At 66.5% G+C, this 20,295-nt stretch carries 23 protein-coding genes; 12 read left to right on the top strand and 11 right to left on the bottom strand.

Features of this window, described 5'->3' with window-relative positions:
• Window positions 1–94 precede the first annotated feature (94 nt).
• The gene (locus tag KTJ87_RS15130) at window positions 95–712 is read left to right on the top strand and encodes a TetR/AcrR family transcriptional regulator (protein WP_267139974.1); all 618 of its coding nucleotides are present in this window, start codon (window positions 95–97) and stop codon (window positions 710–712) included.
• A 94-nt stretch (window positions 713–806) separates the two neighbouring features.
• A complete protein-coding gene (locus KTJ87_RS15135; RefSeq protein ID WP_267139975.1) occupies window positions 807–1,916 on the top strand; it encodes a cystathionine gamma-lyase in 1,110 nt (369 codons plus the stop codon).
• Between the two features lie 21 nt (window positions 1,917–1,937).
• On the opposite strand, the gene KTJ87_RS15140 is transcribed toward KTJ87_RS15135, so the two are convergent.
• Window positions 1,938–2,870: a LysR family transcriptional regulator gene (locus tag KTJ87_RS15140; RefSeq protein ID WP_267139976.1), complete on the bottom strand. Its 933-nt coding sequence runs from the start codon at window positions 2,868–2,870 to the stop codon at window positions 1,938–1,940.
• Between the two features lie 83 nt (window positions 2,871–2,953).
• Between KTJ87_RS15140 and KTJ87_RS15145 the strand changes: the two genes are divergently transcribed.
• On the top strand, window positions 2,954–3,274 hold the full coding sequence (locus tag KTJ87_RS15145; RefSeq protein ID WP_267139977.1) for a nuclear transport factor 2 family protein: 321 nt from the start codon (window positions 2,954–2,956) through the stop codon (window positions 3,272–3,274).
• 74 nt (window positions 3,275–3,348) lie between these two features.
• Here KTJ87_RS15145 and KTJ87_RS15150 read toward each other — a convergent pair whose 3' ends face one another.
• Genes KTJ87_RS15150 through KTJ87_RS15165 form a run of 4 tightly spaced genes read right to left on the bottom strand, consistent with a single transcriptional unit; the run spans window position 3,349 to window position 7,439 of the window.
• Complete coding sequence (locus KTJ87_RS15150) at window positions 3,349–3,972, bottom strand: ATP-binding cassette domain-containing protein (RefSeq protein ID WP_267139978.1); 624 nt, start codon at window positions 3,970–3,972, stop codon at window positions 3,349–3,351.
• Window positions 3,965–5,626: an ABC transporter permease gene (locus tag KTJ87_RS15155; RefSeq protein ID WP_267139979.1), complete on the bottom strand. Its 1,662-nt coding sequence runs from the start codon at window positions 5,624–5,626 to the stop codon at window positions 3,965–3,967. The genes KTJ87_RS15150 and KTJ87_RS15155 overlap by 8 nt, the downstream gene beginning before the upstream one ends.
• A 1-nt stretch (window position 5,627) precedes the next feature.
• On the bottom strand, window positions 5,628–6,821 hold the full coding sequence (locus KTJ87_RS15160) for an ABC transporter substrate-binding protein (protein ID WP_267139980.1): 1,194 nt from the start codon (window positions 6,819–6,821) through the stop codon (window positions 5,628–5,630).
• A 12-nt stretch (window positions 6,822–6,833) separates the two neighbouring features.
• Window positions 6,834–7,439: a CDP-alcohol phosphatidyltransferase family protein gene (locus KTJ87_RS15165; RefSeq protein ID WP_267139981.1), complete on the bottom strand. Its 606-nt coding sequence runs from the start codon at window positions 7,437–7,439 to the stop codon at window positions 6,834–6,836.
• 157 nt (window positions 7,440–7,596) lie between these two features.
• On the opposite strand from KTJ87_RS15165, the gene KTJ87_RS15170 reads away from it, so the two are divergent.
• From KTJ87_RS15170 to KTJ87_RS15180, 3 genes are read left to right on the top strand one after another with little or no spacing between them, the layout of a single operon-like run.
• Complete coding sequence (locus KTJ87_RS15170) at window positions 7,597–8,538, top strand: AEC family transporter (RefSeq protein WP_267139982.1); 942 nt, start codon at window positions 7,597–7,599, stop codon at window positions 8,536–8,538.
• 36 nt (window positions 8,539–8,574) lie between these two features.
• Entirely contained in the window at window positions 8,575–9,402 is an 828-nt protein-coding gene (gene fghA / locus KTJ87_RS15175; protein ID WP_267139983.1) for an S-formylglutathione hydrolase, read from the top strand.
• Complete coding sequence (locus KTJ87_RS15180) at window positions 9,399–9,839, top strand: YaiI/YqxD family protein (RefSeq protein WP_267139984.1); 441 nt, start codon at window positions 9,399–9,401, stop codon at window positions 9,837–9,839. The genes fghA and KTJ87_RS15180 overlap by 4 nt, the downstream gene beginning before the upstream one ends.
• Here the strand turns inward: KTJ87_RS15180 and KTJ87_RS15185 are convergent.
• The 5 genes from KTJ87_RS15185 to KTJ87_RS15205 form a co-directional block, all read right to left on the bottom strand.
• Complete coding sequence (locus KTJ87_RS15185) at window positions 9,836–10,126, bottom strand: HigA family addiction module antitoxin (RefSeq protein ID WP_267139985.1); 291 nt, start codon at window positions 10,124–10,126, stop codon at window positions 9,836–9,838. The two genes, KTJ87_RS15180 and KTJ87_RS15185, sit on opposite strands and share 4 nt — an antisense overlap.
• Before the next feature lie 11 nt (window positions 10,127–10,137).
• Window positions 10,138–10,419 (bottom strand): type II toxin-antitoxin system RelE/ParE family toxin, encoded by a 282-nt coding sequence (locus KTJ87_RS15190; protein ID WP_267139986.1) that lies wholly within the window; start codon window positions 10,417–10,419, stop codon window positions 10,138–10,140.
• 62 nt (window positions 10,420–10,481) lie between these two features.
• On the bottom strand, window positions 10,482–11,624 hold the full coding sequence (locus tag KTJ87_RS15195) for a saccharopine dehydrogenase family protein (RefSeq protein ID WP_267139987.1): 1,143 nt from the start codon (window positions 11,622–11,624) through the stop codon (window positions 10,482–10,484).
• Window positions 11,625–11,643: 19 nt separating this feature from the next.
• Window positions 11,644–12,684 (bottom strand): saccharopine dehydrogenase, encoded by a 1,041-nt coding sequence (locus tag KTJ87_RS15200; RefSeq protein ID WP_267139988.1) that lies wholly within the window; start codon window positions 12,682–12,684, stop codon window positions 11,644–11,646.
• A gap of 12 nt (window positions 12,685–12,696) precedes the next feature.
• Window positions 12,697–13,347 (bottom strand): histidine phosphatase family protein, encoded by a 651-nt coding sequence (locus KTJ87_RS15205; RefSeq protein WP_267139989.1) that lies wholly within the window; start codon window positions 13,345–13,347, stop codon window positions 12,697–12,699.
• An 82-nt stretch (window positions 13,348–13,429) separates the two neighbouring features.
• Between KTJ87_RS15205 and KTJ87_RS15210 the strand changes: the two genes are divergently transcribed.
• A complete protein-coding gene (locus KTJ87_RS15210) occupies window positions 13,430–14,629 on the top strand; it encodes a hydantoinase/carbamoylase family amidase (protein WP_267139990.1) in 1,200 nt (399 codons plus the stop codon).
• Here the strand turns inward: KTJ87_RS15210 and KTJ87_RS15215 are convergent.
• Complete coding sequence (locus KTJ87_RS15215) at window positions 14,626–14,790, bottom strand: hypothetical protein (protein ID WP_267139991.1); 165 nt, start codon at window positions 14,788–14,790, stop codon at window positions 14,626–14,628. The two genes, KTJ87_RS15210 and KTJ87_RS15215, sit on opposite strands and share 4 nt — an antisense overlap.
• 189 nt (window positions 14,791–14,979) lie before the next feature.
• Here KTJ87_RS15215 and KTJ87_RS15220 point away from each other — a divergent pair, with 189 nt between their 5' ends.
• The 5 genes from KTJ87_RS15220 to KTJ87_RS15240 all read left to right on the top strand — a co-directional run bounded on the left by KTJ87_RS15220 (window position 14,980) and on the right by KTJ87_RS15240 (window position 20,213).
• Window positions 14,980–16,959 carry an AMP-binding protein gene (locus KTJ87_RS15220; protein WP_267139992.1) on the top strand — a complete coding sequence of 660 codons (1,980 nt, stop codon included), beginning with the start codon at window positions 14,980–14,982 and terminating at the stop codon, window positions 16,957–16,959.
• A gap of 150 nt (window positions 16,960–17,109) precedes the next feature.
• Complete coding sequence (locus KTJ87_RS15225; RefSeq protein WP_267139993.1) at window positions 17,110–17,928, top strand: ABC transporter ATP-binding protein; 819 nt, start codon at window positions 17,110–17,112, stop codon at window positions 17,926–17,928.
• Window positions 17,929–17,963: 35 nt separating this feature from the next.
• Window positions 17,964–18,950 (top strand): branched-chain amino acid ABC transporter permease, encoded by a 987-nt coding sequence (locus KTJ87_RS15230; RefSeq protein WP_267139994.1) that lies wholly within the window; start codon window positions 17,964–17,966, stop codon window positions 18,948–18,950.
• 4 nt (window positions 18,951–18,954) lie between these two features.
• Window positions 18,955–19,137 carry a hypothetical protein gene (locus KTJ87_RS15235; protein WP_267139995.1) on the top strand — a complete coding sequence of 61 codons (183 nt, stop codon included), beginning with the start codon at window positions 18,955–18,957 and terminating at the stop codon, window positions 19,135–19,137.
• The gene (locus tag KTJ87_RS15240) at window positions 19,137–20,213 is read left to right on the top strand and encodes a branched-chain amino acid ABC transporter permease (RefSeq protein WP_267139996.1); all 1,077 of its coding nucleotides are present in this window, start codon (window positions 19,137–19,139) and stop codon (window positions 20,211–20,213) included. The genes KTJ87_RS15235 and KTJ87_RS15240 overlap by 1 nt, the downstream gene beginning before the upstream one ends.
• Window positions 20,214–20,295: the final 82 nt, after the last annotated feature.

Raw genomic sequence — 20,295 nt, forward strand, 5'->3', positions numbered from 1 at the left:
GGCGGGCGGGGAAGTGCAAGGGCATCCTGCAGCTTGCTCAAACTGAACCGAACGGTTTATGTTGGCCGGGCACCTCGTCCAAAGAAGGCAGCCGATGAACGCAGACCCGCCCCGCATCACGAAGGGCCGCAAGTTCGAGCAGGTGCTCGACGGAGCGCGCGACGTGTTCCTGCGGGACGGCTACGAGGGCGCAAGCGTAGATACCATCGCCAAGGCGGCGGGCGTGTCCAAGGCGACGCTTTACAGCTACTTCCCCGACAAGGCGTCGTTGTTCGTCGAAACCGCCGTGCGCGAGATGCGGCGCGTCGCAGAGGCCGCGATGGCGACCATCGACCCGAACGGTGCGGTCGAGGCCTGCCTGCACACGGCAGCAAGCCACATGGTGCGGTTCCTGCTGTCGGGGTTCGGGCAGCGCATCCACCGGATCTGCGTGGCCGAGACCGACCGCTTCCCCGAGATCGGCCGGAATTTCTATCTCAATGGCCCGATGCAGGTCCGCGAAGAGCTGGTGTCGATGCTCGCCTGTGCGACCCGGCGCGGCGAGCTGGTGATCGAGGATCTCGACCTTGCGGCGGACCAGTTCGCCGAATTGTGCAAGGCGGATCTGTTCCCACGCATGGTGTTCGGCATCCAGTCCGAGTTCACCGACGCAGAGATCGACCGCGTTGTCGATGGCGCGGTGGCGACGTTCCTCGCGCGGTATCGCGCCTGAGCTTGCGCTTCGTCTTGTGTCGCGTCTTGTGTCGCGTCTTGTGTCTGGCGCGGCGCCGCGTCACGACTTGGCGCACGCTCTGACGGAGACTTCCATGACCGACGACATCGCCGACCGCGCGGCCCGGCTTTTGCACCTGCGCCAGCAGCACCTTGCCAAGGGCGATCCGGTGCCATTGCCGATCACGCCCGCGTCGATGTTCCATCTGCCGGGGATGCCGGGCGGCGTGCCGGGATACGGGCGGATGGACAACCCGACCTGGGATGCGGTGGAAGAAATGCTGACGCTGCTGGAAGCCGCGCCGTCGCTGCTGTTCCCGTCCGGCATGGGCGCGATTTCGGCGGTGATGATGGCCTGCCTGAATGCGGGGGATCGCCTGCTCTTGCCCAGCGACGGCTATTACACCCCGCGCGTGCTGGCGGACAGGTTCCTCAAGAATTATGGCATCGAGATCGAGGAACGCCCGACCGCCAGCTTCGCAGCGGGCGGGTTCGAGGGCTTTGCGATGGTGTTCATCGAAACGCCGTCCAATCCGGGGCTCGACCTTGTGGACATCGCGCAGGTGTCTGCAGAGGTGCGCGCGGCGGGCGGGATCAGCGTCGTTGACAACACCACGATGACACCGCTGGGGCAACGCCCGCTCGATCTGGGCGCGGATGTGGTCGTGGCCTCGGACACCAAGGCGCCGGGCGGACATTCGGATGTGCTGGCCGGGCATGTTTCCAGCCGGTCAGAGGCGATCATCGACGCGGTGCGCAGCTGGCGCACCCTGTCGGGCGGGATCACCGGCCCGTTCGAGGCGTGGATGCTGCACCGGTCGTTGGAGACGCTAGAGGTGCGGTTCGACCGCATGTGCACCAGCGCCGGGATCATTGCCGAGCGGTTGCAGGGACACCTGGCGCTGACGCGCCTGCGGTATCCGGGTCTGCCGGGGGATCCCTCGCACAATCTGGCGCAGGTGCAGATGGCGCGGTCCGGGTTCATCATCGGCCTGACGCTTGAGTCCGAGGACAAGGCAGAGGCGTTCATCGACGGCTGCGCGATGATCCAGCCCGCCACGTCCTTCGGCGGGGTCCACACCAGCGCCGAACGCCGCGCGCGCTGGGGCGACGCAGTGCCGGACGGCTTCGTGCGCCTGTCGGTCGGCTGCGAGCCGGTAGAGCCGCTCTGGGCCGCGCTGAAGGCATCGCTGGATCGGTGCTGAGTCGTGGGTTCGCGCTCTCGGTCAGCCACCGCTGTCCTGCACCGGGCGCCTTGCGGCCTCGCGCACCATCGACAGGAAGGCGGTGAAGCCCGCCGTCGGATTGCGTCTTCCGGGATAGTAGAGGCTGAAGCCGGGACGCGGCGGCGTCCAATCCTCCAGCAGGCGCACCAACCGTCCGGCCGCAATATCCTCGGCCACATCCTGTTCGATGAAGAACCCTATCCCGGCACCGCCCAGCACGGCGGTTCGCGCGATGGCGGCCTCGTCCAGGACAAGGCGCCCCATTGCGTTTATCTGCACCATCTCGCCATCGCGCTCGAACGGCCAGCGCAAAAGGCTGCCATTCGGAAGCCGCACCTGGATGCACTCGTCCACGGGCAGATCGGCGGGGGTCCGGGGCATGGAACGTGACGCGAGCCAGTCCGGCGAGGCCACGACGGCATGGCGCTGCGACATCCCCAGAGGCAGGGCGATCATGTCGCGCGGGATCAGATCGGCGGGGCGGATGCCCAGGTCGAACCCCTCGGCCACGATGTCGACCAGCCGACCTTCGGTGACCAGATCGACCTCCATCTCGGGGAACCGTCGCAGAAAGTCCAGGATCAGCGGCGCGATCGCGCGCCCCGCCTGCGCCGAAGCGTTGATCCGCAGAACCCCCGATGGCGTCTGGCGCAGCGAATGCACGGTCTCCATCGCCGTGCGTATCTCGGCGACCGCGGGACCGATGCGCTCGACGAACGTGCGCCCGGCCTCGCTCAGCGACACGCTGCGGGTCGTGCGGTTGAACAGCCGCACACCAAGACCGGACTCGAGGCGCCCGACGGTGTGCGACAGCGCGGTCGTCGAGACGCCGAGGTCAAGGGCCGCCGCACGGAACGACCCGCGCCGGGCGATCGCCAACACCGCTTCCAGCCCCCTCAGCCCGCTGTCCGTCAATTGTCCCGATCCTGTCATTTATGCGTGCCAGATTATCCTGATTATCGATGGGTTGGTCCAGCGCTATCTTGCCCTCGAACACAGCCTGAAGGAGTCCCTCGATGCAGCTTCCCGCCCCGATAGAAGCCTATTTCACCGCCGTTGCGCCGCAGGATGGCGACACACTTGCCGCCGCGTTCGCCCCCGATGCCATAGTCCACGATGAAGGCCACGGTCACCACGGCCCGCAGGCGATCCGCGACTGGTGGCTGGCCGCAAAGGCCAAATATCGCCACAACGCAGAGCCGATGGCTGTCGCCGAGGCCGAGGGAAAGATCGTGGTCAAGGCCAATGTCACAGGCGACTTCCCCGGAAGTCCGGCGGTGCTGACCTTTGCCTTCGGAATGACCGACAACCGCATCTCGGATCTTCGGATCGGCTGACAGCCGCTTAGTCCTTGCAGCGGGTCACGTGAACCAACGGGGCTTGCGACCTTAGCCGGGGGGCGACGCGCTGCTTAGCCCAGCCGGATCACCTGTCCGCCCGCCGCCTCGGCGTCGGCGGCATCGTGGGTGACCATCAGCACCGGAACCCCTGCCGCACGGGCACGGTCGAACACAAGCCGCCGCATCTGGTCGCGCAGGGCGGCGTCGAGTTTCGAGAACGGCTCGTCCAGCAACAGCGCGCGGGGGCCGGACAGAAGCGTGCGCATCAGCGCGACCCGCGCCGCCTGACCGCCCGACAGGGTCGCGGGATCGCGGGGGCCGAAGCCGTCCAGCCCGATCTCTGCCAAGGCCGCGTCGATCCTTGCGCGCCGGTCAGGCCCGCGCGGCAGGCCAAAGGCGAGGTTCTGCGCGACCGACAGGTGCGGGAACAACAGCGGGTCCTGGTAGAGAATGCCGATCCGCCGCTTTTCGGGCGGCAAGCCGGTCACATCCTGCCCGCCCAGCCAGACGCTCCCCGAGGCCCGGAACGCGGGCGACAGGCCGCCCATGACGAAATCAAGCAGCGTCGATTTCCCGGCGCCGGACGGGCCCATCAGCGTTATGACATGGCCCGGCGCGATGCGCGTGGAGACCGACAGAAGCGGGACGCCTTTGGCGGTGATCCGCACGTCCCGCAGATCCAGCGCGTCATCCATTCCGCATTCCCTTTCGGTTGCGCCACACCAGCGCCGGAAGGATCAGCGCCAGCGCAAAGGGGGCAAACGCTGCGCCCGCCTGCCCAAGCCCCCATACGCCGATGGCGCGCCGGTCGCCGCCCGCAGCCAGCGCCACCGCCTCGGTGGTCAGGGTCGGAACCCGTCCGCCGCCGATCAGCAGCGTGGGCAAGTATTGCCCGACCGACACCGCCATGCCCACCGCCGCTGCCGTCAGCACCGGCGCCAGCAGCATCGGCAGGCGCACCTGCCACAGCACGCGCGCCCGCCCGGCGCCGATGCCCGCCGCGACCCGGGCATAGCGCGGATCCCACGCCCGCCACGGATCGCCGAGCGACAGGAAGACGTATGGCAGCACGAACACAAGATGCGCCGCCGTCACCGACACAAGCGACGGCTTCAGCAAGAGGCTCTGCAATCCCGGCAGGAACGCGATCTGCGGGATCAGGAGCGGCAGGTACAACAGCCACAGCGCGCGGCTGCCGGGGGTCATGCCGTGGCGGTGCTCTGCCTCCAGACAGCCGATGGTCAGTGCCAGCGCGATCAGCGTGGACAGCCCGGCGATCAGCAGCGTGATGGCGGCGACCTGCGCCATTTCCGGCCCGTGGCGCATCCAGCTGCGCAGGGTCAGGAACTCGGGGGCCAGATCGGGAAACCGCCACGGCCCTGCGACCGACCAGACGGCAAGGCTTGCAAGGCCGAACAGCACGAGCCCGGCGGCAATGGTTGCCAGCACGATCCCGGCCAACCGCAGGGGACGTTCCGGCAGGCCGTGATTGCACCAGACCCAGAAGCGGTGCACCCGGCCCGCTCCGCGTTCCAGCGCCACCCAGAAGACCATCGCCGCCAGCACCAGCGCCAGCTGGATCACCGCGCCCGCCGCCGCCGTCGCCCGCATCGCAAGGTCGGGATCGACCATCCAGCGCGTCACCTGCACGGACAGGGTCGACGGCGTATTGGGGCCAAGGATCACCGCGACGTCCACATTCGTCATCCCGTAGACCAAAACCACCAGCACCGGCAGGCGGATCTGGCGATAGACGCCGGGGAAGATCGCCTTGAGCCATCCCGCCATGCGCCCCTGCCCAAGGCTACGCGCGGTTTTCAGGCGCGCGTTCGGGCGCAGTTGCGGCAAGGCCGCCAGCGACATCAGCAGAAGGAACGGCAGTTCCTTGGCGATCAGCCCCGCGATCAGCGACAGGCCCAGGCCATCCTGCACGATCAGCAAATCGGGCGGGCGGGACAGGCCGAGGATCGGCGCCAACGCCCGGGCAATCCAGCCAGAGGGGGCGATCAGGAAGGCGATACCAAGCGCCGCCGCCGTGTGCGGCATCGCCAGCAGCGGCGACAGGATGCGTTCCAGCGCGGTGAAGGCACGGGTGCCGTGCCAGCCGCCAAGGATCAGCGCCAGCAGCGCCAGTGTTCCGAGCGTCGCGGCAAGGCCCGTCCAGAGAGACAGAAGCGCGGCCTCGGTCAGCCCCGGCCAGGCCAGCGCATCCCGGAACGGCGCCAGCGACCAGCCATCCAGCCCGATCGCGGGGGCATGGCCAAGCGCGGGCAGAAGGGTGCCGATGACCCCCGCCAGAACCGGCAGCGCCAGAAGCGCCGCCGTCAGAAGCGGCAGGGGCCGAAGCACGTCAGTTGGTGCCGTATTTCGCGACCCAGTCGTCGGCCAGCCGCGTCGCCCAGCTTGGGTGCGGTTCCGCCTGCGCCGGGCCAAGTTCTGCCGGGGACAGGGTGGCAATGCCAAGGTCGAGAGCCTCGAACGCGGCGCGGTCCTCGTCGCTCAGCTTGTCCATGTCGAGGACCGTGCCATAGCCCAGGATGTCGGGCGTCTGCGCGCGCAACTGCGCCTCGGGCGACAGCAGCAGGTTGGCGACGACCATCGCGCCCGCCTTGGACCCCGAGTTGTAGGGGATCGCGACGAAGCTGGCGTTGCCCAGCGTGCCCTTGTCCAGCACATAGGTCCGCGCGGTGTCGGGAAGCTGGAAGTTGGCGATGGCGGCGGTCGCCTCGCCCGGCGAGAAGCTGATGGCGATATCGACTTCACCGTCGTTAATCAGTTGCAACTGGCGCGGGCCGGTCTGGGGATATGCCTCGCCCGAGCGCCAGAGGTGCGGGGTCAATTCGTCGAGGAAAGCCCAAAGCGGGGCGGTGATCTCGTCATAGTCCTCGCCCACCGGCTCTTGCAGGACGGCGGGATCAGGCACGAGGTCGATCAGCATCTGCTTGAGGAACGTGGTGCCAAGGAAATCCGGCGGCTGCGGAAAGGTGAAGCGGCCGGGGTTGGCCTGTGCCCACTCCAGGATCGCGGTCGCGGATTTCGGCGGCGCGTCGACCGTGGCGCTGTCGTGAATGAACACCACCTGCGCCATCGCCCACGGGCTTTCATAGCCCTCGACCGGCACGGTGAAGTCGGTCTGCACCGTCTTGCCGTCCACGTCGACGTATTGCCAGTTCGGCAGTTGTTCGGCGAAGGGGCCGAACAGCAGGCCCTGATCCTTCATCGCGGCGAAGTTCGCGCCGTTGATCCAGATCATGTCGACGGCGCCATCCTGATCCGCGCCGGATTCCTTTTCGGCGACCACGCGGCTGACCGCGTCGGCGGTGTCCGACAGCTTGACGTGTTCCAGCGTCACGCCCTGCTCGGCGGCCCGATCGCCGATCCAGGCGATGAAATCGTTGGTCGTCGTCGATCCGCCCCAGGCGTGCCAATAGACGGTCTGGCCCTGCGCCTCGGCCAGCACGGCCTCCCAGTTGCCGGGATCAATGTCCTGTGCTGCGGCAGGCAACGCCAGCAGAGCGGCGAATGCGGTGGTCAACAAGCGCATGTGGTCGTCCTTTCAGTGAAAGATGTGGCGCGCGTTCAGCACGCGGGCCAGGGCCGTGAACAAGGTGAGCGCGCCAAACCCCCAGGCCAGCGGGGCGAACCAGCCGGGCAAAAGGCAGAGCGCGATGAAGAACAGGATCGTCTCGGTGCCCTCCAAAAGGCCCGCCGAGTAGTAAAGCGACTTTTGCCCCTGTGCCGTCGTCTCGAGACCGCGCTTGGCTGCCAGCGTGGCAAAGCCCAGGAACGAGGTGCCATTGACATAGAAGCAGAGCAGCAGAAATGCGGCGGGAAGAGCGTTGGCGGCGGGGTCGAGCACGGCGAAGGCAAAGGGAACAGCGCCGTAGAACAGGAAATCCGCCACGATGTCGAGATACCCGCCAAAGTCGGTCCGTGTCGTCGCGCGGGCGACAGCGCCGTCCAGCCCGTCGGCCAGACGCGACAGCAACAGCGGCACAAGCGCCAGCCCCGGAGCGCCAAGTGCGACCATCACCGCCGCCGCCAGCCCCAGCGCCAGCCCGCCCAGCGTCACCGCGTTCGCCGTCACGCCGCGCCGCGCAAGGGCATGGCCCAGGCGGTTCAGCGGCGGGTCGATCAGCTTGCGCGCGGTCGCGTCGAGCATGGCATTGCCTTTTCGGTGCCTTTTCCTCGGGGCATCACTGTGCCGAGAAACGCCTGTCCGGCAATCCGTGCCACGCAAACGTGAAACCGTGCAACGCTTGGCGCCGGTCTCGCGCACGGCTATTCCGCCCGCCGTGCCCGCGTGCTAGCGGATTGAAATGATCGAGGTCTTTCTCAAGACACTGCCGTTCTTCCTGCTCATCGGCGTCGGCTATGTCGCGGCGGCGACGCGGTTCTTTACCGATGCCGCCTCGGCGGCGCTGACCAAGTTCGTGTTCTATTTCGCCCTGTCCGCGATGCTGTTCCGGTTCTCGTCGAACCTCGACTTCGGCGAGGTGTTCGACGCGCGGTTCATGGGCGTCTACCTGTGGGGCACGGGGCTGGTCTATCTGGTCGCCACGGCCGCCGCGCTGTGGCGCCGGGTGCCCATGGCCGAAGCGGCGGTCGAGGCGCAATGCGCCGTGATCGGCAACATCGGCTTTCTCGGCATCCCGATGCTGGCGCTTCTGCTGGGCGATGCGGCGGTCGGCTACATCATGATGATGCTGGCGGTGGATCTTCTGATCTTCGGCTCGCTGATCGTGATCCTCATCACCGGAAGCCGCGACGGCCGCATGTCTTTGCGCATCCTGCGGACCATCGGCAAAGGGCTGGTGACCAACCCGATGCTGGTGTCGATCTTCCTTGGCTTCTTCTGGTCGGCGGCCAGCCTGCCGATCCCGGCGCCGATGAACGAATTCATGACGATCCTCGGCAATGCCGCAACGCCCGGCGCGCTGTTCGCCATCGGTGCCTCGCTGGCGTCGAAATCGGCTGAACGGTTGTCGGTGGCGGGCTGGCTTTCGTTCTGCAAGCTGGTGCTGCACCCGGTCGCCATCGCGGTGTCCGCGCTGTTCATCTGGCCGCTCGATCCCTATGCGGCCTCGGTGATGATCGCCTCTGCGGCGCTGCCCACGGCGGGCAACATCTACATGATCGCGCAGTTCTACGGCGTGGCGCCGCAACGCGTGTCTGCGACGATCCTTGTCTCGACAGCCGTGTCGATCCTGACGGTGTCGCTGGTCATTGCCTGGGTTGCCGTGGCGCCACCGCCCCTGTAGCCCTTTGCCCAAAGCGTGCATCAGGAAGGGCCAGCGATGAAAACCGTATCCGAGAACGCCTGCTTCGGCGGGGTCCAGGGCGTCTATTCCCACGCCTCCGCCGCCACGGGCTGCGACATGACCTTTGGGCTGTTCCTGCCGTCCGAGGCGCGCGACGGCCCGGTGCCGGTGCTGTGGTATCTGTCGGGCCTGACCTGCACGCATGAAAACGCGATGACCAAGGCGGGCGCTCAGGGCTGGGCGGCGGAACAGGGCATCGCGCTGATCTTTCCCGACACCTCGCCGCGCGGTGACGGCGTGGCCGACGACGAGGCCTATGACCTCGGCAAGGGTGCGGGGTTCTACGTCAACGCGACCGAAGACCCTTGGGCCGATCACTACCGCATGTGGGACTACATCGCCGAGGATCTGCCCGCGCTGGTGTTCGACAGCTTCGCGCTCGATCCCGACCGTCAGGGGATCACCGGGCATTCGATGGGCGGGCACGGCGCGCTGACCATAGGCATGACGCTGCCCGAACGCTTCCGTTCGATTTCCGCCTTTGCGCCCATCGCACACCCTACCGCGTCGGCGTGGGGCCAGAAGCAGCTTGGCGCGTATCTGGGCGAGGACGGCGACTGGGAACGGCACGATTCCACGATCCTGATGCGGGAAAAGGGGTTCGACGGGCCGGTGCTAATCGATCAGGGCGGCAGCGACCAGTTCCTTGACCTGTTGCAGCCCGAGGCGCTGGCCGAGGCGATGATGCGCCGGCGCCAGCACGGGATCTTCCGGATGCAGCCGGGCTATGACCACAGCTATTTCGTCGTATCGTCCTTCATGGAGGATCACGTCACCTTCCACGCCGAGGCGCTGTACGCGTGATCTACGTCGACGCCGACGCCTGCCCGGTAAAGGCCGAAGCGGAACGCGTGGCGACGCGGCACGGGGTGAAGATTGCCTTCGTGTCGAACGGGGGATTGCGGCCGTCGCAGAACCCGCTGGTCGAGATGGTCTATGTCGATCACGGAGCCGACGTGGCCGACATGTGGATCGCCGACCGCTGCGGTGCGGGTGACGTGGTGGTGACGGCGGATATCCCGCTGGCCGCCAGGTGCGTCGAGGCGGGCGCGGTCGTCATCAAGCCCGATGGCGAGACATTGACCGAGCGCAACGTCGGCAACGCGCTGGCAACACGCGACCTGATGACCGACCTGCGCGCCGCCGACCCGTTCCGGCAGGGCGGTGGCAGGCCGTTTTCCAAGGCCGACCGGTCGCGGTTTCTGGACTCGCTGGAACGCGCGGTGCGGGCGGCGGGCTAGGTGGCCAGCACAGGTTCGATTCCCGACAGGTCGATGGAGCGCGATGCGACTGACATGTCGAAATTGGTCTGCAGATTCATCCAGTAGGCCGGGGTGGTGTCGAACGCCTTGGCAAGCCGCAACGCGGTGTCGGGCGTCATGCTAGTGGTCCCCTTCACAAGACGTTCGATGCGCGTCCGCGGAACACCCAGTCGCCGGGACAGCGCAATCGCGCTCATGTCCAGCGGTTCGAGATACAGCACGCTCAGCACTTCGCCCGGGTGCATCGGTTCTTCAAGCAGGCCCATCAAAGCTCCTTTCAGTGGTAGTCCACGATTTCCACGTCTTCAGGTCCGCTCGGCGTCCAGACAAGACAGATGCGCCATTGCGCATTGATCCGAATGGAATGCTGGCCTGCACGTTCGCCTTTCAACTCTTCAAGATGGTTGCCGGGCGGAAACCGCAGGTCCTCGACCCGCACGGCAGCGTCGAGCGCGGACAGCATTGCCCGCGTCCGGCGTTCGAGACCGCCGGGAAAGCCCTTGCCGAACCTGCCCTGCAGGGCGTTGGCCGCCAGCTTGCCCCGCGTGCTCTGGATCATGGGTTAGGATGTATCACGCCGTGATTCCTGTGTCAAGGCGTGATACAGGTGAGGTCAGTGCCTCAGCCCGCGTGATCCACGATCTGAAGGTGCTGCGCCAGCACGTCCACCGTGTCCATCCAGCGCGTCACCAGCTTGGGGTCTGACGGTGCGGCGCTGACGCCCGGCGCGATCTCTCCTGCCATTGCCGCTTCGACGGCCAGCGACACCGGCACCGACACCAGCCGCGCCATCGCCGTGCCGCGCTCGTCGCCCCAGGCATCCATCACGTAGGTCTTGTGCCAGACCGTCTTGCCGTGGTTGCGCGCCTCCAGATCGACGCACAGGACCACGCGATCCGGCTCGCCTTCGTCGTAGGCGTGTTTCGACCAGAACTCGGCAGACATCTCGCGCAGGCGTTCTTCGCCGGTCGGGCCTTGCAGCGTCTCGATCTCGCGAAAGATCGGCGCCCATTCGTCGGACCAGCCGTTCAGCCGCAAAGTGCCGCGCACGAAGTCACGCACCGGCCAGCCGGGTTCGAACCCGTATTCGGCCATGAAGGGCAGCGAGTCGCGGTTCGGGTAGACCTCGAACGCCTCGGGCTGGGGCAGGGGCGCGGTGTAGGTTGACAGCGCGTCCCACGGGCGCTGCACCACTAGTTCCTCGCCCGCGCGGATCGACCGCGACGGCGAGCGCAGGGCCTTGAGCACGCCCAGCGGCGACCAAGAGAACTTGTAGCGGAAGGCGTTGGTGTGCTTGGGCACGCCGCCGCAGTAGGACAGGAACGACAGCTCGTTCTTGGGGTCAAAGGCATCCGACGCGCGGTAGTCGGCCATCAGCCGATGCGCCATGACATGGTCGATGCCGGGATCGAGGCCGACCTCGTTCACCAGCGCGACGCCTGCGTCCTTGGCCTTGCCGTCCAGCGCGCGCATCTCGGGCGCGATGTAGCTGGACGACACGAACTGCGCGCCCTTGGCGATGGCCAGCTCGGCCAGCGGGACGTGCCAGTCGGCGGGCAGCATCGAGACGACGACATCGCCCTTGGCCAGCTTGCCCGACAGCGCGTCGATGTCGAAGGCGTGGATGTCGTCGGTCAGATCACCCACTGCCGCGCGCGCCTTGTCGGTCGTGCGGTTCCAGACGGTGACCGCGTGTCCCGCCTCGATCAGGCGGCGCAGGCCGGGAATGGCGGAAAGGCCGGTGCCGCACCAATGGATCGTCATGGGCTGTCTCCCTTGTCTCTCAGATATGCTGGTCGAAGGTGTCCGAGGCTCGGCCCCAGACACCCTGGTCCAGCCTGTGAAGCGTCTTGAGATGCGGCAGAAGCTGCGCCGCGAAATCAGCGGAGGATTCGGCGGGCAGCAGCGACGGCAGGTTGTCGATGGCGGTCACGTCGAGGGGCGGCGCGTCATGCACCCGCAGCGCGGGCGCGTCCCAGTCGGTGACGCGGTCATAGACCTTGATCGGCGAGAAATCGGATGTGGGATCGCAGGCGATATCGCCGATCACCCGCAGCGCGCGCGGTTCCGTGGTGGCAGAGGCTGGCACGAAAACCGGGCAGCCGGGGCGCGCGAGAATGCAGTTGAGGAACACCTCATGCGCCAGCACCTCGGGGAACGGGCCGCCGTGGGCGGTTTCCTCCATGTCCCATTTCGTGACCGGCACGCCGACCGCCTCGCACAGGTCCGACGCGCCGGTGCCGACGCGGCCAAGCGCGCCGATGACGATGGCGCGGGGGGTGTCGTGGCCCGCCAGATCGGCGCGGATTTCGTCGGTCAGGGCCTTGGCCGAGGGATAGACGCCGACCGGCCCGGCGATGCCGCCATCCGCCTGCGCAGCGAGGCATTTGAGCGCGACGGCGGCCCCGGCATAGCCCGCCCAATAGCCGAAGGCGGCGACGCGGCGACCATCTTCGTTCACGAGGTATTCAAGGTCGTACATCCGCCCGCCGCCTGCCCGAAAGCGGTCCAGCAACACACGGCCCGCAGGCTGGCCCTTGTAGGCGTGTCCGAACAGGATGTGCCGGTGGACCAGTGGCGTGCCGTCCTCGGGCAGTTCCTTGAGCCCGAAGATCAACGCATCGCCGGGGGCGTAGGGCCAGCTGCCTTCCTCGGCGATGGCGCATCCGGCGGCGCGGTAGCCGCCCAAGGGCAGGGCGCGCTGGCGGCTGTCCTCGACCGTGACCGTGAAGCCTTGGGCGATCAATTCCGCAGCGCCTTCGGGGGTGATCCCGACCCGCTGTTCATGCGCACGCTGTTCGGCGCGGACCCAGAGATGCACCATGCGCGGCCTCCCTCAGAAATACGTCCGCGCGTGGGCGCGGTCGGCGGCGTCCAGATGCGGCGTCGCGTTGAACCCGGCTAGCACATTGCCCTGCGGCATCACCAGAACCCGGTGGATCGAGGTGTTGCGGATCGGGACAAGGATGCTGGCCATCCGGGCGGGATCAAGGTTCAGAAGATGTCGGACCATCATGCCGATCACGCCGCCAGAGGTGACGCACAGAACCCGCTGTCCTGGCTGCGTGGCAAGCGCCAGCACCTCGGCGATGCGGGCCTCGAAGGCGGCGAAGCTTTCGTTGCCCTGTATTTCGGCGCGGTGCCACGCCTCCATCACGTCGCGGATATGCTTGGCGAAATCCTCGGTCGCGGGGGGGGCGTTGCCGTTGCGCTCGGCATGGGCGCGGCTGAGGTTGAAGTAGTCCAGCTCGTTCAGACGGGCGTCTTCGGTGGCATCGCTGCCCATGCCGCCCATACCTGCGGCGGTCTCGCGGTGGCGGCGCAGCGTGCCGGTCAGGACGGTGTCGAAACCCGTCTCATGGGTGCGCAGCCAGTCTCCGACCCAGGCTGCCTGCCGGTGCCCCAGATCGGACAGCCGGTCATAGCCCTCTTCGTCGCTCGCAAGGGAATTGGCTTGCCCGTGGCGCACCAGAACGATCTCACCCACTGTCGCCTCCGTTTCTTGGGATGGCTCCGGTCTTCTGCTATCCCGGTGCCAAGAACAACCCGAAAGCCCCGAAAGGATCGCCATGCTTCCCGTCCAGCCCGACCGCTTCCTTGCCGATCTTCACGCGCTGCGCGGGTTCGGCGCATCGGGCGTCGGCAAGGGAGTGATCCGGCCCGCCTTCAGCGACGCGGACATCGCCGCGCGCGACTGGCTGGCGGGCAGGATGGAGGCGGCCGGTCTGTCCCCGGTGTTCGATCCCGTGGGCAACCTGTTCGGATTGGCAGGCGGCAAGAGCCTGCTGATGGGCTCGCACAGCGACAGCCAGCCCGAGGGCGGCTGGCTGGACGGCGCGCTGGGCGTGATCGCGGCGCTTGAGGTCGCGCGCGCGGCACAAGAGGCAGGCGGCCCGCCCGTCAGCGTAGTGTCGTTTCAGGACGAGGAAGGGCGGTTCGGCATCACGACCGGCAGCGCGATCTGGTCGGGCGACCTGCCCCTGTCCGAGGCCGACACGCTGACCGACGCGGGCGGCATGACCTTTGCCGAGGCGCGGGCGGCCATGGCGGCGCGCGCGGGCGACTGGGTGGCGCCGGGCCGCTTCACCGGCTTCATCGAAATGCACATCGAACAGGGGCCCTGGCTCGAAAGCGCGGGGGAACAGGTGGGCGTGGTGACCGACATCGTCGGCATCCGCGACATGCGGATCGCGCTGGAGGGTCAGCAGAACCACGCGGGCACCACGCCGATGCATCTGCGCCGCGACGCGTTCCAGGGGCTGTCCGACCTGAACACGCGGCTGAACGCCCGGTTCGCCGACATGGTGGGCGATGCCACGGTCTGGACCATCGGGCATGTCGCGGTGTCGCCCAATGCGTCGTCCATCGTGCCGGGGCGGGTGACGTTCTCGATGCAGTGGCGCGATGGCAGCGCCGACCGGCTGGACCGGATGGAGGCAGCGATCCGCGAAACGGCAGCCGAGGTTGCCGCCGCGCGCGGGCTGACGCTGGACTTCGGCGCGATGCGGGCGCTTGCGCCGACGCGGATGGACGACCGGCTTGTCGCCGCGCTGTCAGAGGGGGCAGAGGCCACCGCACCCGGCAAATGGCGCAAGATGCCGTCTGGCGCGCTGCACGATGCCGCCTGCCTGTCGCGGCTGATGCCAGCGGCGATGCTGTTCGTGCCGTCCATCGGCGGGATCAGCCACGACTTTGCCGAAGACACCGCCGAGGCCGATCTGGTGGCGGGACTGAACGTGCTGGCGCGGGCGGTGGCGCAGCTTGCCTAATAGAGGTGCAGCGCGCCCTTGATCAGGGGAAGAACGCTTGCCGCGACGAGTCCGACGGTGGCGCCGACAGCCAGCCGGATCGGCAGACGCGGCACACGCGGGGCGGCTGCGCCAAGGCAGGCGCACACGATGGCGTAGAAGGCGAGAGTCACCGGATCCATGGTGTTTACGCTATCACATCGAAAGGTGATCGCGAGGTACAAATGGGGGGGTTGACCGCGACTGGCAATTCGTGACGATAGCGAAAGTTGCGCGCGAATGACCGTTGGGAGGCGGATCGTTGCGCGCAAGGCTGAGAGCTGCGCAAAGCGGCCCGGTCGCCGGGAAACCGGCCCAGGGAGGAGAGAAACGTGGTTCATGTATCGGGCGCTACAGGCGCGCTGGTTTCCATACCCGCATTGCTGCGTCGCAATGCGCGCGAGTACGGCAACCAGACTGCCTATCGGGAAAAGGAATTCGGGATCTGGCAAAGCTGGACCTGGGCCGAAACCGAGGCAGAGATCGACGCGATGGCGTCCGGTCTCATGGCGCTTGGGCTGGCACCCGGCGACTATGTCGCGATCATCGGTCGGAACCGTCCGGCGCTTTACTGGTCGATGGTCGCGGTGCAGATGGCCGGTGCGATCCCGGTGCCGCTGTACCAGGACGCGGTGGCCGACGAGATGGCCTATGTCCTTGACCACTGCGGCGCGCGCTTCGTCATCGCCGCCGATCAGGAACAGGTCGACAAGGTGATCGAGGTGCAGGACCGCGTCCATGGCATCGAACAGATCGTCTATCTCGATGCGCGGGGCCTGCGGAAATACGACCACGGCAAGCTGCACGCGCTGTCCGATGTCATCGCCGAGGGCCGCGCCGCGCATGAGCGGTTCGCCAAGGCTCTGGCCGGGATCGAAGCGTCGCTGGACTACGATTCCACCTGCGTGATGCTGTATACCTCGGGCACGACGGGGCGACCCAAGGGCGTCGTGCTGTCGAACCGCAACATCATCGAAAGCGCGAAGAACTCGGTCGAATTCGACAAGCTGACCGTCGGCGAAGAGGTCCTGGCTTATCTGCCGATGGCCTGGGTCGGCGATTTCATCTTTTCCATCGGCCAGGCCTATTGGGCAGCGTTCTGCGTGAACTGCCCCGAAAGCCCCGACACCATGCTGACCGACCTGCGCGAGATCGGGCCGACCTACTTCTTCGCCCCGCCGCGCGTGTTCGAGTCGCAACTGACGACGGTGATGATCCGGATGGAAGACGCCAGCCGTCTGAAGAAGGGGCTGTTCGACCGCTTCATGGCCGTGGCGAAACGGGTCGGGCCGGACATCCTCGACGGCAAGAGTGTCAGCGCCTGGGACCGGTTCCAGTATGGGCTTGGGAACATCCTGATCTACGGCCCGCTCAAGAACACCATGGGCATGAGCCGCATCCGAGTCGGCTATACTGCGGGCGAGGCGATCGGGCCCGAGATCTTCCAGTTCTATCGCTCGCTCGGGATCAACCTGAAGCAGCTTTACGGCCAGACCGAAGCGTCGGTGTTCATCACCGTGCAGCCCGATGGCGAGGTGCGCGCCGACACCGTGGGAGTGCCCGCGCCCGGCACCGAGATCCGCATCGACGCCTCGGGAGAGGTGTTCTACCGCTCGCCGGGTGTGTTCGTGGAATACTACAAGAACCCCGAATCCACCGCCAAGACCAAGGACGCCGACGGCTGGGTCGCGACGGGCGACGCGGGCTTTATCGAGCCGGACACCGGGCACCTGCGGATCATCGACCGGGCCAAGGACGTGGCCAAGATGTCGGACGGCGCGCTGTTCGCGCCGAAGTATGTCGAGAACAAGCTCAAGTTCTATCCCAACATCCTGGAGGCCGTCGTGTTCGGCGCCGCCCGTGACCGCTGCTGCGCTTTCATCAACATCGACCTGAACGCGGTCGGAAGCTGGGCCGAGCGCAACAACATCGCCTATTCGTCGTATCAGGAACTCGCACAGCACCCGAGCGTCTACGAGATGATCCGCGAGCACGTCGAAGAGGTGAACCGGTCGGTCGCCGAGGACGAGATGCTGTCGGGCTGCCAGGTGCACCGCTTCCTGATCCTGCACAAGGAACTGGACGCGGACGACGGCGAGATGACCCGCACCCGCAAGGTGCGCCGCGCCGTGGTCGGCGAGAAGTTCGACGACCTGGTGACGGCACTCTATGACGGGTCGGACAGCGTTTATACCGAGACGGAAGTCACCTACGAGGACGGCCGCAAGGGCAAGATCAAGGCGACGCTGCGGGTGGCCGACGCCAAGGTCGTGCCCGTCGCGACGCGCCCCATCGCCGAGGCGGCGGAATGACGGTGCGCGGTCTGTCGTCCGGTCGCTCGCGCTGCGCGCATCGCCCCTCCCGCCATCCCGCAACGGGCCTTTGCCTGCGGGGCGCGCCCGGGTTCGGCGGCGCGATGGGTATTTGCGCCAACAAGAATGCCGCAAGGAACGAGGGCTGCCATGCTTGATGCCAGCGAAGGGTATGTGACGCCGGATGGCCGCCAGATCGGCGGCGTCATGATGGAGATGCGCAATATCACCCTGCGGTTCGGCGGGGTGGTTGCGATCAAGGATATCTCGTTCGACATCCGCGAGGGCGAGATCCGCGCGATCATCGGGCCGAACGGCGCGGGCAAGTCGTCGATGCTGAACGTCATCTCGGGGTTCTACAATCCGCAGGAGGGCGAGGTCTGGTTTCGCGGCGCCAAGCGCCCGCCGATGAAGCCGTTCCAGGTAGCCCGCCAGGGCATCGCGCGCACCTTCCAGAACATCGCGCTGTTCGAGGGGATGACGGTGCTGGACAACGTCATGACCGGGCGCTTGACGCAGATGCGCTCGAGCATCTGGGCGCAGGCGCTGTGGTGGGGCTCTGCCGAGCGCGAGGAGACCGAGAACCGCGCCCATGTCGAGCGGGTCATCGACTTTCTGGAGATCCAGAGCATCCGCAAGACCCCGGTGGGGCGCCTGCCTTACGGCCTGAAGAAGCGGGTCGAGTTGGCGCGCGCGCTGGCGGCGGAACCCAAGCTGTTGCTTCTGGACGAGCCGATGGCGGGCATGAACGTCGAGGAGAAAGAGGACATGAGCCGCTTCATCCTCGATGTGAACGACGAATTCGGCACCACCATCGCGCTGATCGAGCATGACATGGGCGTGGTGATGGACCTGTCCGACCGCGTGGTGGTGATGGATTACGGCAAGAAGATCGGCGACGGCACGCCCGACGAGGTGCGCAAGAACCAGGCCGTGATCGACGCCTACCTGGGGGTGGCCCATGACTGACCGTCCCGCAGCGCGACCCGCAAAGGAGAGCCCACATGCCTGACCAGCTTCTGTTTGCCATCGAGGTGACGCTGAACGGCCTGATGGCCGGGGTGCTGTATGCGCTGGTGGCGCTGGGCTTCGTGCTGATCTTCAAGGCCTCGGGCATCTTCAACTATGCGCAAGGCGTGATGGCGCTGTTCGCGGCTCTGACGCTGGTGGGGATCATGGAGGGGCAGGTGCCGTTCAGCCACCTGATCAACGCCATATTCGGCACCGATGTGCATCACTTTGCCTGGGAGGTGCCCGCGCTGCTGGCGATCCTTCTGACGATGACCGTGATGGTGGCGCTGGCCTGGCTGGTGAACACGCTGATCTTTCGCCACCTTGTCGGGCAAGAGCCGATCATCCTGTTCATGGCGACCATTGGGCTGGCCTATTTCCTTGAGGGCTTTGGCGACATCATGTGGGGGTCGGACATCAAGACCCTCGACGTGGGCCTGCCGCAGGGTCTGAACGAGTCCATCGACGAATTCACCTTCAACCTGTTCGGCTATGGCTTTTTCATCGACAACCTCGACATCGTGGCGACGATCATCGCGGCAATCCTTGTCGCGGCGCTGGTGGCGTTCTCGCAGTACACCAAGCAAGGCCGGGCCTTGCGCGCGGTGGCGGACGATCACCAGGCGGCGCTGTCGGTCGGCATCTCGCTGTCGTTCATCTGGGTGCTGGTCTGGTCGATCGCGGGCTTCGTCGCGCTGGTCGCGGGGATCATGTGGGGCGCGAAATCGGGCGTGCAGTTCTCGCTGTCGCTGATCGCGCTCAAGGCGCTGCCGGTGCTGATGCTGGGCGGCTTCACCTCGATCCCGGGCGCCATTGTCGGCGGGCTGATCATCGGGGTCGGCGAAAAGCTGTTCGAGTTCCTCGTCGGCCCGCTGGTCGGCGGCGCGACCGAGAACTGGTTCGCCTATGTGCTGGCGCTCATCTTCCTCGTGTTCCGGCCGCAGGGCCTGTTCGGCGAGAAGATCATCGAGAGGGTATGACGCGATGAAAAGCGCAGCCATCCTTTGCACGCTTGCCTGGTCGGCCTTCTGGGTCTTCGGGGGCATCGCGCTGCTGACACCGCCGGACGAGACGGTGACGCTGTTGACGGCCACAATCGTTTCGGCGGCCGGACTCGTGGCGGGCGTCGTGCTGTATGTCGGAATTTCCAGAGCGGGAGGGGCCTGATGCTGTATCGCGAGGCAGGCGATTTCAAGACGTCCTACAAGGACGACGCGCAGACCTTTCCGATCAAGTTCGACCGCTACCGCTACTACGCGGTGCTGCTGGTCGGGCTGGCCGTGGTGCCCTTCGTGATCAATGACTACTGGGTCAACGCGATCTTCCTGCCGTTCCTCATCTATTCGATCGCGGCCATCGGGTTGAACATCCTTGTGGGCTATTGCGGGCAGGTGTCGCTGGGCACGGGCGGTTTCATGGCTGTGGGCGCCTATGGGTGCTACAAGCTGATGACCGCCTTCCCCGAGGTGAACATCCTGTTCCACGTCATCGCGGCAGGCGGGATCACAGCGATTGTCGGCGTCCTGTTCGGCCTGCCGTCGCTGCGGATCAAGGGGTTCTACCTGGCGGTGGCGACACTTGCGGCGCAGTTCTTCCTGGTCTGGCTCTTCAACCGTGTGCCGTGGTTCTACAACTACTCGGCTTCGGGGCAGATCTCGGCGCCCGAGCGCACGCTGCTGGGGGTCAACATCACCGGTCCGAACACCGAAGCCTGGGCAAGCTATCTGTTCTGCCTTGTCCTCGTGTTCTTCTGTGCCTGGGTCGCCCGGAACCTGACGCGCGGTTCGGTCGGGCGCAGGTGGATGGCGATCCGCGACATGGACATCGCCGCCGAGATCATCGGGGTGAACCCGCTTACGGCCAAGCTGTCGGCCTTCGCGGTGTCGTCGTTCTTTGTCGGCATCTCGGGCGCGCTGTTCTTTTCGGTCTATCTTGGCGCGGTCGAGGTCGGCGAAGCGTTCGGCATCCAGAAATCGTTCCTCGTGCTGTTCATGATAATCATCGGCGGCCTTGGGTCGATCTTCGGCAGTTTTGCGGGCGCGGCTTTCATGGTGCTGATGCCGGTGTTGCTCAAGAACACGCTTGTGGGCACGCTGGGATGGCCGACCGATCTGGCGGCGCATATCGAGTTCATGATCGTCGGCGGACTGATCGTGACGTTCCTGATCGCCGAGCCGCACGGGCTGGCGCAGCTGTGGCGGCTGACGAAGGAGAAACTGAGACTTTGGCCCTTCCCCTACTAGGAAAGGCCGCCTTGGGTTTCCGCGAGGAGGCGGGAATGAAGGCAAAGGCCCCGGCACACCCCGGGGCGACTGTCACCTCCGC

Origin of the sequence: Anianabacter salinae (genome assembly GCF_019061145.1) — a bacterium.
In the GTDB taxonomy this organism is placed as follows: domain Bacteria; phylum Pseudomonadota; class Alphaproteobacteria; order Rhodobacterales; family Rhodobacteraceae; genus Anianibacter; species Anianibacter salinarum.